Here is a 12,906-nt window from a genome sequence, read left to right as displayed (position 1 = left end):
CGATCGGCTCGAACACCCCGGCCGGTGTGGCGCTGCCGCTGGGTGGTTTCGCGGTGCTTAGCGCCCGACGACGTCACCGCTTCGCGGCGGCGTCGCCCCGTTATGCTGTGAGACGATCCCCTGGCTTGGGTCGCCGCGCTGACACGGGGGGATCAATCTATTGGGTATCGGGTGGTTGGGGGTTGGTGAGGCGATGGGGCGGCACAGCCCGCCGGGGCGCTGTTGGCCGCCGGGGGCCGCGGGTTTGGTGTGGCCGCGGGCCGGGGCGGGCCGGGTGGCCGGGGGGGTTCACGGTGGGTTCGCTGGTGTGCGGGGGGGCTGGTGAGCGTGCCGCCGGGTGCTGTGGGGCCGCCCCCAGCGGGTTTCGGCCCGCCACCCCCGCCGTGGGGGCAGCCGCCGTTGTGGGCGCCTCCGCCGGCGCCGCCCCGGCGGGCGGGGCGGGGCACGCTGTGGGGGGTTGTGGCGCTGGTGGTGGTGGCGGCCCTGACGGCGCTGATCACCGTGGTGGTGCTGCGTGGGGGCCGCGGCGCGCCCGCGGTGTCGCCGTCGATGAGCCCGACCCCGGGCGCGGGGGTGGGGGTGGCCAGCGCCGCCGACACCGGCGCGGTGGGCATCATCACCGAGGAGCCCACCTGCGAGAAATGGCTGACCATCTGGACGGTGCTTTCCGACCGGGAGCAAAACGGCTGGGCCGATCGCGATCCCAGCCTGCCGGCCAGCGCGTGGACACCCGAGCAGCGCACCCAGTATCAGGCGATGGCCCAGGCGATACGCACCGCCGCCGATCAGACACTGCCGCTGGTGGGGATCACCCCGCATCGGGTGGTGCGGGAACTCTATGAGGCGTTTATCGCCTACGGCCGCGCCTACGCCGAGAAGGTCCCCACCTACACGGCCCCCGATGACAATCTGTCCGAGGTCGCATCGAGCGCGGCCAATGCGCTGGGGTGGATGTGTGAGGCGATAAAATACGGCTCGGCCGCCACCAGCGCCTCGGTGGTGCCGGCGGCGGCGCCGCCCACCGCAACCGCGCTGCAGGGCGCGGGCCCCGCCGATGCGGCGCACCCGCGGGAATTTCTCAGCAAGCCCGACCCCACCTGCGCGGACTGGATTCGGTTGCCGGCCGACTACAACGACAACCCCAACCTCGCCGCGTTGAAAACCATCGATGCGAACATCCCGGCTGGCCAGTGGACCCCGCAGCAGAGGGCCACCATGAACGCCGCCGTGCCGGCGATCACGTCGTTGGCCGATCGGATCGACGCGCTCGGCCGGCGCAGCGCGAACTTGCCGCTGCAGGATTTCGCGGTGCTTAGCGCGCAATACTATCGCGCCTACGCCGCGGCGCTGCCGCGCTACGTCGTGGCGGACGGTTACCTCATTGATGTCGCTGCTGGGGCGGCGGGGAGTCTCAACACGGCGTGTTTAGCGGTTGGGGGTTAGCGCGGCACGGGTGATGGGGCAGGAACCACCGCCGGGGCGCTGTTGGCCGCCGGGGGCCGCGGGTTTGGCGTGGCCGCGGGCCGATGAGGATGTCTACAGCGGCTACGGGGAGGATCTGGGCCGGGTTGTGACGGCCCTGGCCGGCGCGCAGCGTGACTGGAAGCAGCACCGGGCGATTGATCGTTAACGGCCACTACGTGTGGGCCGGTGATGGGTGTGAGGCCGCGCGCGGCGCTGTCGATGAGCGCGCCACCACGATGGACACCCACCTGCGGCAGCTGCGTGAGGCGATCGCTGTGTGCCGGGACGCGGCCGAGACCACCGCGGGGGTCAAAGACCGCATCATCGACAACGTCGAGCAGGCCCATAAAAGCATCGGCGTGATCCTGGATAACCCCGATCTCAGCGCCGAGGAGAAAAACAGCCACATCCAGGCCATCGTCGCCGCCACGCACGCCGCAAACGTGGAGGTTGTGGCCGGCGCCGCGCCACCCGCCGCGCCGCCGGGCGCGCCGGGCGTAGGGAAGCACCCTAGCGGCGGGGCAGCCCCCACCGGCGCGCCGGGCGCGGGCCAGCAGCCCGCATCCCCGGGGCCGGGTGCTGGGGTCAATGGGCATCCCGGTGGCAGCTCGGTTCCGGGGGAGTCTCTTCCCTCACCGGTGACAGCAGGGTCTTTAAAGGGCTCGGATTCTCCTCAGCAGCTTGCTGGTGCGGTTTCGGGGGGGTCTGCTCCCTCACCGGCGACCACAGGGTCTTTGAAAGACCCGGCTTCGGGTCAGCAGCCTGGCGTGCCTGCAGGGGGGCCTGCTGGCGCGCAGCCGCCGGGGTCTGCTCCCGCGCAGCCGCCGCCGGGGTCTGCTTCCACGCGGACGCCGCAGGGGCCTGCTCCCGCGGCGCCGCCAGATCCGGCCGGGCCAGGGGCTTTTAAGGCCCCTCCTCCGGTCTCGACTCAGCAGCAGCCTGGCGCGCATCCGTCGGCGCCTGTTTCCGGGCCGTCGGTGGTGGCGCCCTCGGGTCCGTCTTCGGGGGGCTCGGCGGTGGGGGTGGGGGGGAGCGCGCCGGGCGGGGGCTCGTTGTTTGGTGGTCATGGTGGTGTCGCGGGTGTGACGGGCGCCGGTGTGGGTGGGGGCCCGGGCGTGTCGGGTGCCCCGGTGGGGGGTGGGCCGCCTATAGGGGCGGGTCAGGCGCCGCCGGTGGGGGCTGGTCAGGGGCTGGGGCCGGGGTCGTGGGCTGGTGGGCAGCCGGTGGGGGCGCCTATGGGGGCCTCGGCGCTGGGCACCGCCTCGCCGGTGGCCCCGGCGGGGGCTGTGGGCGGGCCGGTGGCCCCGGTGGCCCCGGGTGTGGCCCCGGAGGCGGCGGCCGGGGCGGGGGGTGTGTCCGGTGCGGGGGGGTGTGACGGGCGCCGGTGGGGGTGGGGGGCCGGCGCGTGCCGGGGGTGGAGGAGCTGTGGGCTGGTTCGCCGGTGGGGGTGGTGGGGCGCCGGGGGCGGCGGTGGGGGCGATGCCGTTGGGTTCGGCGCCTAGCCCGCCGCCGGCGGCGCCGGTGGGTTCGGCGCCGGTGGGTTCGGCGCCGGTGGGGGGGCCGGGGGTGTATGCGGCGGCGGTGAAAGACGCGTCGGCGCCGGGTGGGGGCGCGCCGGCGCCGATCCCGGTGTCGGCGGCGCGGGCGGAGCGTGATGTGATCGCTCAGCTCAGCGCGGCGGGGGCGGCGCGGCGCCGGGGCGCGGGGGGTGGGTCGGATCCGCTGGTGGTGGCGCGTCGTATCGCGCTGGCGTTAAACGCCCCGGATCGCCCGGGGCGTGGGGACGCGAATTTCTACTGGGTGACCGCGTTGACGGTTGAGGGAAAGATTGTGGTGGCCAACAGTTTCGGCATGGCCTACATGCCCGATGGGGTTAACCTGCCTGACCCGGTGTGTTTGGTGTCCGCCGATGCGGCGGTGCCGGTGGTGGAGCGGGCGCGTTGGAGCACCTACCCGTTCGCGGCGCTTCAGGGCTGGGCGGCGCATCAGGGGGCGCGGCTGCGGGTGGTGTTTGCCACCGAGGAGCAGTTCGCGGGGGTGGATCCGGGGGCGCCGCGGCAGGTGCTTGATCCCGAGGAGATCCCGCCGTCGGGGGCGATGGCCGGGCGGGACCGGCTGCAGGTGGTGGCCCCCGGGGAGGCGGCCAGGCTGGCGGGGGTCAGTGACTGGAATCTGGTGGAGTTGCTGCCGCTGGCGCCGGTGGACGCGGCCGCGCCCGCGGATCGGCGCGCGCAGCTGTGGTGGGATGTCAACAAGCCGATGCTGGGCAGCGGCGCCCCCGATCGCGGGCTGGCGCAGCTGCGCTATTTGCTGGCCTATGCCATCCACGCGGCGGAGATGGCGGTCTATGAGGGCTATAGCGCGGTGCACGCGGTCGCGCAGCGCAAAGCGGTCAGCGATTGGCTGTATTGGCGCTACCTGCGGGATCTGCTTAGCGAGGCGCTGGCGGGGGCGGCGGCGCGCTGAGCCGCCCGGCGCCTGGCGCCCACCGGCTTGCGGGCGGGTTTTCACCGGGCAGCCCAGGGTTTGCGGGGACAGCGCCGCCCCTAGGGTCCGGGGTGTCACGCGCCGGCCGAGCCCGGGGGGCGGCGTGGGGGTAGGGGGCCGATCGGCTCGAGCACCCCGGCCGGTGTGGCGCTGCCGCTGGGTGGTTTCGCGGTGCTTAGCGCCCGACGACGTCACCGCTTCGCGGCGGCGTCGCCCCGTTATGCTGTGAGACGATCCCCTGGCTTGGGTCGCCGCGCTGACACGGGGGGATCAATCTATTGGGTATCGGGTGTGTCGGGTGGTTGGGGGTTGGTGAGGCGATGGGGCGGCACAGCCCGCCGGGGCGCTGTTGGGCGCCGGGGGCCGCGGGTTTGGTGTGGCCGCGGGCCGGGGCGGGCCGGGTGGCCGGGGGGGTTCACGGTGGGTTCGCTGGTGTGCGGGGGGGCTGGTGAGCGTGCCGCCGGGTGCTGTGGGGCCGCCCCCAGCGGGTTTCGGCCCGCCACCCCCGCCGTGGGGGCAGCCGCCGTTGTGGGCGCCCCCGCCGGCGCCGCCCCGGCGGGCGGGGCGGGGCACGCTGTGGGGGGTGGTGGCGCTGGTGGTGGTGGCGGCCCTGACGGCGCTGATCACCGTGGTGGTGCTGCGGGGGGGCCGCGGCGCGCCCGCGGCGGGGCCGTCGATGAGCCCGACCCCGGGCGCGGGGGTGGGGGTGGCCAGCGCCGCCGACACCGGCGCGGTGGGCATCATCACCGAGGAGCCCACCTGCGAGAAATGGCTGACCATCTGGACGGTGCTTGGCGACCGGGAGCAAAACGGCTGGGACAAGCGCGATCCCAGCCTGCCGGCCGGCGCGTGGACGCCCGAGCAGCGCACCCAGTATCAGGCGGTGGCCCAGGCGATGCGCAGCGCCGCCGATCAGGCGCTGCCGCTGGTGGGGATCACCCCGCATCGGGTGGTGCGGGAACTCTATGAGGCGTTTATCGCCTACGGCCGCGCCTACGCCGAGAAGGTCCCCACCTACACGGCCCCCGATGACCACCTGGCCCAGGTCGCATCGAGCGCGTCCAATGCGCTGGGGTGGATGTGTGAGGCGATAAAATACGGCTCGGCCGCCACCAGCGCCTCGGTGGTGCCGGCGGCGGCGCCGCCGACCGCAACCGCGCTGCAGGGCGCGGGCCCCGCCGATGCGGCGCACCCGCGGGAATTTCTCAGCAAGCCCGACCCCACCTGCGCGGACTGGCATCCGTTGCTGGCCGAGTTCGACGACAACCCCAACCTCGCCGCGTTGAAAACCATCGACACGAACATCCCGGCTGGCCAGTGGACCCCGCAGCAGAGGGCCACCATGAACGCCGCCGTGCCGGCGATCACGTCGTTGGCCGATCGGATCGAAGCGCTCGGCCGGCGCAGCGCGAACCTGCCGCTGCAGGATTTCGCGGTGCTTGGCGCGCAATACCTTCGCGCCTACGCCGCGGCGCTGCCGCGCTACGTCGTGGCGGACGGTTACCTCATTAATGCCGCTGCAGGGGCGACGGGGAGTCTCAACACGGCGTGTTTAGCGGTTGGGGGTTAGCGCGGCACGGGTGATGGGGCGGCACAGCCCGCCGGGGCGCTGTTGGCCGCCGGGGGCCGTGGGCCCGGCGTGGCCGCGGGCCGATGGGGCGGGCCGGTGAGCGTGCCGCCGGGGGCTGTGGGGCCGCCCCCAGCGGGTTTCGGCTGATCACCTCAGCCGGGTTTCGGCGCGCCGCCGTTGTGGGCGCCCCCGCCGGCGCCGCCCCGGCGGGCGGGGCGGGGCACGCTGTGGGGGGTGGTGGCGCTGGTGGTGGTGGCGGCCCTGACGGCGCTGATCACCGTGGTGGTGCTGCGGGGGGGCCGCGGCGCTCCCGCGGCGGGGCCGTCGGGTGCCGCGACTTTTATCAAACTAGTGTGCAAGGGCCTCGTGGATTTTGGTGAGGGCTTCGGCGAGGTCGGTTGGCGGGGGCTCGGCGGCGGTCAGGGTGTGGTTGCCGGCCTGAATGGTGACGGTGCGGTAGCGCCTCGCGGTGCGGACGAATTTCTTGATGCTCCAACCGGTTTGGTTCTCGATCCAATGGGAGGCGGCCATCGCGGCGAACACGACGCTGAGATGGGCTTCGATGGAGTCGCGGGCGCGGTGGTAAATCGGCTGGGCTTGTAGGTCGTGCTTGGACATTCGGAAGGCCTTCTCGATGCGCCACAACTGGTGATACGCATCGATGACGAACGTTGCGGGCTAAGCGGTGAGGTTGGTGGTGTATCCCTTCCAACCGGCCAGCGCCCGGGTCTTGGCCTCCAACATGCGGTTCACCGACTTCGTCGCCCCGGTGAGCTGGATGTAGCGGTTGCGTTTGACCGGGGCGTGCCCGTCTACCGCGCGTTGGGCTTTGGCTACTTGTTCGTCGATGCCGCGCAGCGTGCGCCGGGCCCGGTCGTGGCGGTACTGGTAGTGGATGACCCGGTCCGGGATACCGCGAGTCTTCTCGGCCGAGGTTGCCGGCCACGGCTGAGTCAGGATCAGCCCGTCGGGGATCGCCTCATCGGCATGCTTGTCGCGCCATTCGCGCACCACATCAGGCAGATGGGGAACGCGGGCGCCGAGAATGTAGGACAACCCGGCGGCGCGCAACGCGACCTGGTTGGCCTCGGAGATCATCGCGGCATCAGCGACCACGGTGACGTCGGTGAGCTGATGTGTGGCCTTGAAGTCGTCGATGACCGCCACCATGGTCGCCGTCTGGGCCTTGTTGCCCTCGAAGGCGGCCACTGTCAGCGGGAAGCCGGCAGCGTCGGTGAGCAACCCCAACGTAATCTGTGGGTCCAGACGGCGTTCCTTGGAAAAGCCGGGCTCGCGGAATCCATCACCGGCATCGGCCTCGAAGTGCAGTGTGCTCACGTCGTAGAGCACCAAGCTGGCCGGGGCCCAATCGGGCGCGCGCCGCGCACGCCGACGAAAGCGCTTGTCGGAAACGGGGTTTGGCGAACACCGGCAGGCGGCGGTTCAAGGTCGGATACGACAGCGGCGCTATGGCGGTCTCCTCGATGACGCGTAGCGAATCGGCCTTGCTGGCCGGCTCGATGATCCGCGCTAACACCAATTGACGAAATGCCTCGTCCCCGCCAGTGGCCTCGGCGAGCCCCAGCACGTCGTCAGCGGTGCGCAGCGCCTCCCACAGGTGCGCTGACCGCGAGGAGGTAATCGGCAACGGCTCGTCGGCCAAGCGCTCAACCAGCCCGAGATCGAGCTGGGCCTGGCCGGCGGCCAACCGCTGAGCTGCAGCTGCCTTCACAACGGCTACCCCGGCTTCGTCATGGGCCCAGCCCAGGTGCTCGATATTGCGCGGTCCGCGCCGAGTGGACCACACGATCTGCACTGCCGTCGCTCCCGAGGAGGCCTTCACGGAGCGCGCGTAAGCCACCAAGGCAATCACCACACTGTCCGCCGCGCCCCCGCCGGCCGGCGTCGTGCGCACCAGAATCAGCCGGCCCACCCGCTCCGCGGGCACTGGCAGCGTTCCCTCCCGAAACCAGCGATAAGCCGTATGCCGTTTCACCCCAACCGATCCGGCCCAATCCGCCAGATTCACAACACCAATTCAAACATACTTACGCACACTTAATTACACTCAACACGCAACAGTTCGTCGACCCTCTGATAGGCCGCGCCGGCCACCAGAAAAGCCTGCTCGTGATCGGCGATGCCGCCGCACAACCGCTCGGTGACGGCCTGCCATTCGGCGAATTTGGCCCGCAGCGCCGCCGCGGAGGCCCCCACCCACCCGGCTTGCGCGTCCTCAATCTCGCGGTCGGCGCCCATGTGAGCGGCCCGCAGATCGCCGTGATGCGCACCCATGCGATCGGCCGACAAGCGCAAATCAACCGGGTCGACTCGCAACGGCTCGCACACCACGCACCTCCCCTCGGCGTCCAGGACAGCATAACCGCCCCCCACGCAGCGCCCATCCACAAAAATTGACCTCATCCGCCGGCTCGGCGCCGGCCAGGGCCAGCCGCGAACTCGCCCCGCCGCGACGGCTCGCTAGTGTCGCTCACCTGCCAGGTCGGCGACGATCTCGGCGATCACCGCATTAAGGCGCTCCCGGTCCGCCCGCAGAGACGCCGTTGCCGCGGCGCTGGCCTTTTGCAGCGCCTCGTTGAGCCGCTGCTCCACCACGTCCGCGCCCAGGCGCAGCAGGCCGTCATTGATAAACACGTCGGTGAGCCAGTGACGCCCGTTGACCGTAACCTCGACGGTTTTGGATTCGTCTGTGGCCGTGAAGGTTTGGGTGTTCATTTTGTGCAGTTGGTCGTCCATGAGCGACTGCAACCGCTCGGCCTGGCGCAACACGGCGGCCACCTGCGGATGCAAGTACTCGGTCACTTCGAGTCCCTGGGATCCTTGGTGTCCTGAACGTCCTTACGCCGCCGACTACCGATGACGGCCTCGGTCCACGGGCGGTCCTCGGAGTAAAGCTGCTCGTCGGGCGCCAGCCTGCGCTTGTCCTTGTTGCCCTGTGCGCCGTGGCCGCCGTAGCCCATGGGGGCCATACCGCCCATCCCGCCGCCAGCCGCGCCGGGCGCGGTGGGCTGCCCGGGTGTCGTGGCAGGCGCCGAAGCTGCGTTGGGTGCCGGCGCCACGGCCGAAGTGGCCACGGCCGGCTGCAACGGCGTCTTCGGTGCACCGCCCCCACCGCCCGCGCCACCACCCCCGGCCGAGGCCGGTTTGACGCTGGGTCCGGTCGGCGGCTTCGCCGGGGCGTGCTTGGCCGCAGCCGGCAGGCCGCCCGGCAACCCGCCGGGCATACCGCCGGGCAGGCCACCCCCCGGCACCCCGCCGGGTTTCCCGCCTGGCATGCCGCCCGGCATCGCGCTCGGGGCGCCGGTCTGGGCCGCGGGCTGCTGTGGGACGGCGGGCGGCACGGGGGCGCCGGGCAGCTGCGGTGGCGGCAGGGCTCCGGCCTCGGGTTGACCGCCCCCCGCACCGCCCGGACTGGCCTGACCGCCCGGACCGGGCGGTCCCGGCATATCGGGCCGGCTGTCGGGTTTAGCCGGGCCGGGCTTTTCCGGGACGTCTCCGGGCCGTACTGGAGGCAAGCCCGAGCAACCGCTCGGAGGTTTGCTCGGCCTGATCTGCGGCAGGTTGATCCTGCGCGCGTACGCGGCCAACGCAGCCTCCGAACGCGTTTGAAACTCCGCCCATGCCAGCATCCGCAGCGCGGGCACTTGGAACAACGTGCTGTGGAACGTCTTCACGTCGTCCATCGTGGGATGGTCGTGAACGAGCTTGTCGTGCGCGTCCGCCAGGGTCTCCGCTTGCTGACCCAAGTCGTGGCACTTATCCGCCATGTCGTGCAGCCAGTGGTAGTGCTCTTTCATATTGGCCTCACACGCCTCGGCGGCGGAGCCTTCCCAATCCTCTGGGGGGCGGGCGAAATTGGCCGCGTGGTCCTGAAGCGCCGCCTTGTAGGCCTTCCATTGATCCCGGCAGTACTTCACCGATAATGCCGCGGTGTCGCCGGCATAGATCGTTTTGGTCGCCGATTCCCAATCCATGAAGTTGCCCGCTTCCGGCGCAGGGGGATACGGGATGTCCAGTGCCGTCGGCGGCTGCGGAACACCCAGCAGGACCGGTGTGACGGGCTGCGCCGGCGAGACCGGGGCACCGTTCATCTGCGCGTCGAGCGCTTGTCTGCGTTCCTCATCGACTTTGTCGTAGGCGTCGGCCGCGGCGTTGAGGCAGGCCGCCATCCGTTGCGCCTCCACGTCTCCCGCGGCCAGGTATGCGTTCATCGTCGCGACCGACGCGGACAACTGGCTCATTGCGGCGGCCGTCATCGGCAGCGCATCCGGCGGCTTCGCTGGACCCGGCCCCTGCGGGCGCGGAGTCGAGACTTCGTGCGCCTTTTTCCGCAGCTCCGCGGAGTCAACCCGCACCGTATTGCCCATCGCGAATCCTTTTCCTGTCAGTGCTCCAGTGTCAGTGCTCCAGCGCGGTCTGAAAGCGGCTTTCCTCACGCGGGTGGATCAACCGTATCGGCAGCTGACGATGGCGCGGCGTGTCGACGAAGTTGTGCCGCAGAATAACGCGTCCAACACCCGGGTGCGGGCCGATATAGGTCGTCGCATTCGGCCACACCACCTTGTTGACCCGCCCGATGCGAGCGTTGATGTAGCTGGCGAACTCCCGAAACCGCTGTTCAAGAACGACCGTCGCACCCGCGGCCGCCGACCGCACCACGAATTGGGTAAAGAGCTGCGCATCGCCCAGGTTGATGCTCGCGTCGACGTCGTCGAACGGCATATACACCGGGTAGCGGTCGGTGGTCTCCCCGATGAGCACACCCGCCGACCCGATCGGCAGTTGGTGATGACGGTCGCTGACCGGGGTCTGACCCTCCAGCGCGGCGCGCTGCCCGCCGAACAGGCAGGAAAACCCGTGTGGTGTTTTAGGTTTGGCCAGCGTCGTGAGCAACACCGTCGACCGCGGCGCCATGCCCGGTACGAGACGGACCCTGGTGATGGTGTGGTCGGCCCGCGCCGACCACCACGCGTCGGGGCCACCGGGCGCGTTGTAGGCGACCGTGAACGCGCTGCGGCCCTTGATCGCCGACCACGTCTCTTTTTCGAAGCCGATCGCGGTGGCCTGATCGAAATTGTCGAAGCTTCGTCCGCACCGCGCGTCGATGCCGTGGCTGGCCAGCTGATCCGCGATTCGTGTCGTCGAGGCCACCAGATAGCGGGCCAGCCCGGCGACGCCGGCCTCACGCCGCTGCGCCGATTTACGGGTGCGCCCCGGGTCGGCCCGCAGCACGATCCAGGTCCGGCGGTTCGCCGGGGCGGGAGCGGGCCCGACGACCTGCTGGTACAAGCCGATCAAGTTCGGCGGCGCGGTCTTGCCGACTCGGTAACCGGCTGACACCACATCCGCCTCCAGGTCGGGGCAGTGCGCCGCAATCAGCTCTTCCACCAGCCGGGTGTCCAGCACGTCGTCGGTGTGGGCTGCGCCACCCACGACGACCGTGGGCGTGAACGGCCGGGGAATCAGCTCGATGAGCGAGACCAAGGTGTCGCGCTGCCAGCGGACCGCCACATGGTCGCCGGGCATCACCGTCGCGCCCACCGCGGGTTCCGACGGGGGGTCTGGGGGGTTGCGGTGCCGCCGCCGCCAGGAGTACATCGCCGCTATCCACCCCGTCAAGCGCCGACCACGGATGGCTACCAGGGCGGCGAGCACCGTCGCGACCGCGAGTGCTACGCCGATCCACGGGTATCCGAGGCTCATGCCCAACGTGACGCACGCCGGCGCCAGGACCGCCGCCCACACGGCGTGCCCGGTGGTGAACCGCAGACCCAGTGTGCCCCTCATCGGCGCTTTAACGCTCGTCGGGCCAGCGCCCCGAGCCCTAACACGAAAGCGACGCCGATACCCGCCACGACCACCATGGTGATCGGCCCACGGTCGGGCGGCGGGATGCGCACCGGCGGCGGAAGCTGCTTGACCTGATAGGGGACCTTGGCCGGCCCGGGCGGGATGTCCCACGTCAAGGCGGCCACCGGGTCGATGACGCCGGCGCCGACCACGTTGTCCACACCGCCACCCGGGTGGCGCGCGCTAGCGGTGATCCGATTGATGATCTGAGCCGGCGTCATGTCGGGAAAGCGCTGGCGTAGCAACGCGGCCAGCCCGGACACATACGCCGCGGAAAATGACGTCCCGGCAATCGGGATCAGCCCGTCCGGGCCCTGCAACGCGTTGACCGGCGCCCCGTCATAGCCGAGCGCGATGATGTCCTCCCCGGGCGCGGCGGCGCCCAGCCATGGGCCGTGCATCGAGAAGCTGCTGGGCGCCCCGCTCTTGCCGATGCTTCCGACGGTGAGCACCAACGGGTCGTACCAGGCCGGGGTGACGATCGTCTGGACCTGCTTCCAGCCGCGCGGATCGGAGGGCACGGCCGGATCAGGCGGCGGGTTCTGCGTGCAATCCTGGCCGGTGTTTCCGGCCGCGACAATGACCACGGCGTTTTTGACATTGACCGCGTAGTTGACGGCCGCGCCCAGCATGGACTCATCGATTGGCCTGGTCACCTTGTAGCAGGCCGATTCGCTGATGTTGATCACGCCGGCCCCGAGATTGGCGGCATGCACCAAAGCGCGCGCCAGGCTACGGATAGACCCGGCGGTCTGCGTGGTGTTGGGGTCGTTCGGGTCGATTCGCGCGCCGACCGGCTGAAACGCCTCCGATGTCTGGCGCAGTGAGATCAGCCGCGCGTCGGGTGCCACCCCGACGAACGCGTCGGTGGGTGCGGGCCGGCCGGCGATGATCGACGCGGTGAGCGTGCCGTGGGCGTCGCAGTCGGAGAGGCCGTTGCCGGCCTTGTCAACGAAGTCTCCGCCGGGCTCCGCGGGCACCCGGGGGGAGGCGTTCACTCCGGTGTCAATCACGGCGACGGTCACGCCGGCCCCGGTCGCGAACTTCTGGGCCTCGCTGACCTGCAGGTAGCTGTTAGCCCAGGGCGGATCGGCGAAATTCGAATTCGGGAACGAGGTGGGCACCGAGCAGACACGACGCTGTTCCATCGGCTGGTCCGGCCCCGTCGTGTCCGGCGGCACCTTGCCCGGATCGATCACCGGCGGGGCGATCGCCAGGGCAGGCGGCGCGCTCAGCAACGTCAGCGTCACCGCCGCCAGCAACACCCCGACACGGCGCATTGCGCGACCACCCCTTCCATCGACCGGCCTGGTCAGAGCGCATCCTTTCACCCGAGGCAATCCGCGGGTCAGCGAGTCGACAGCGCATTTTCTCACCCCGGACGACCCGCGTGCATCAGAGCTAATCCTAAGGTTGCGCTGAGCAGGGCCGTTCCGGTTTTTCTGGGCGGGAGCGGGGTTCCCTCGCCGCCATCTTAGGGAGTGCTCGGCCCCTCAAGCGGCGCCATTGTCGGC

9 protein-coding genes and 2 pseudogenes are annotated in these 12,906 nt (G+C 70.9%); 4 read left to right on the top strand and 7 right to left on the bottom strand.

What is annotated here, in order from left to right; all coding sequences use genetic code 11:
- The first annotated feature begins 321 nt into the window (after window positions 1-321).
- The 4 genes from MSM1_RS06660 (at window position 322) to MSM1_RS06645 (ending at window position 5,521) form a co-directional block, all read left to right on the top strand.
- A complete protein-coding gene (locus tag MSM1_RS06660; RefSeq protein ID WP_213440746.1) occupies window positions 322-1,443 on the top strand; it encodes a hypothetical protein in 1,122 nt (373 codons plus the stop codon).
- Window positions 1,444-1,453: 10 nt separating this feature from the next.
- Complete coding sequence (locus MSM1_RS06655) at window positions 1,454-1,630, top strand: hypothetical protein (protein WP_213440745.1); 177 nt, start codon at window positions 1,454-1,456, stop codon at window positions 1,628-1,630.
- A gap of 1,259 nt (window positions 1,631-2,889) precedes the next feature.
- Window positions 2,890-3,930 (top strand): secretion protein EccK, encoded by a 1,041-nt coding sequence (locus tag MSM1_RS06650; RefSeq protein WP_213440744.1) that lies wholly within the window; start codon window positions 2,890-2,892, stop codon window positions 3,928-3,930.
- A gap of 469 nt (window positions 3,931-4,399) precedes the next feature.
- Window positions 4,400-5,521, top strand: a complete 1,122-nt coding sequence (locus MSM1_RS06645; RefSeq protein WP_213440743.1) for a hypothetical protein — start codon at window positions 4,400-4,402, stop codon at window positions 5,519-5,521.
- A 348-nt stretch (window positions 5,522-5,869) separates the two neighbouring features.
- Here the strand turns inward: MSM1_RS06645 and MSM1_RS06640 are convergent.
- The 7 genes and pseudogenes from MSM1_RS06640 to mycP form a co-directional block, all read right to left on the bottom strand.
- Window positions 5,870-7,337: pseudogene (locus tag MSM1_RS06640) on the bottom strand (IS1634 family transposase).
- A gap of 30 nt (window positions 7,338-7,367) precedes the next feature.
- A pseudogene (locus tag MSM1_RS06635) lies at window positions 7,368-7,550 on the bottom strand (IS607 family transposase); the annotation flags it as partial.
- A 29-nt stretch (window positions 7,551-7,579) separates the two neighbouring features.
- Window positions 7,580-7,945: a WXG100 family type VII secretion target gene (locus tag MSM1_RS06630; protein ID WP_213440742.1), complete on the bottom strand. Its 366-nt coding sequence runs from the start codon at window positions 7,943-7,945 to the stop codon at window positions 7,580-7,582.
- A 57-nt stretch (window positions 7,946-8,002) separates the two neighbouring features.
- On the bottom strand, window positions 8,003-8,344 hold the full coding sequence (locus MSM1_RS06625) for a YbaB/EbfC family nucleoid-associated protein (protein ID WP_213440741.1): 342 nt from the start codon (window positions 8,342-8,344) through the stop codon (window positions 8,003-8,005).
- Window positions 8,341-9,909: a hypothetical protein gene (locus MSM1_RS06620; RefSeq protein WP_213440740.1), complete on the bottom strand. Its 1,569-nt coding sequence runs from the start codon at window positions 9,907-9,909 to the stop codon at window positions 8,341-8,343. The genes MSM1_RS06625 and MSM1_RS06620 overlap by 4 nt, the downstream gene beginning before the upstream one ends.
- 31 nt (window positions 9,910-9,940) lie before the next feature.
- Window positions 9,941-11,329 carry a type VII secretion protein EccE gene (gene eccE, locus MSM1_RS06615; RefSeq protein WP_213440739.1) on the bottom strand — a complete coding sequence of 463 codons (1,389 nt, stop codon included), beginning with the start codon at window positions 11,327-11,329 and terminating at the stop codon, window positions 9,941-9,943.
- The gene (mycP, locus tag MSM1_RS06610; protein WP_213440738.1) at window positions 11,326-12,672 is read right to left on the bottom strand and encodes a type VII secretion-associated serine protease mycosin; all 1,347 of its coding nucleotides are present in this window, start codon (window positions 12,670-12,672) and stop codon (window positions 11,326-11,328) included. Before mycP ends, eccE begins: the two co-directional genes overlap by 4 nt.
- Window positions 12,673-12,906 lie beyond the last annotated feature (234 nt).

The organism is Mycobacterium sp. SM1 (genome assembly GCF_018361265.1).
Classification (GTDB): domain Bacteria; phylum Actinomycetota; class Actinomycetes; order Mycobacteriales; family Mycobacteriaceae; genus Mycobacterium.
The sequence above is the reverse complement of the archived record's forward strand: the minus strand, read 5'-3'. Positions and strand labels throughout refer to the sequence as shown.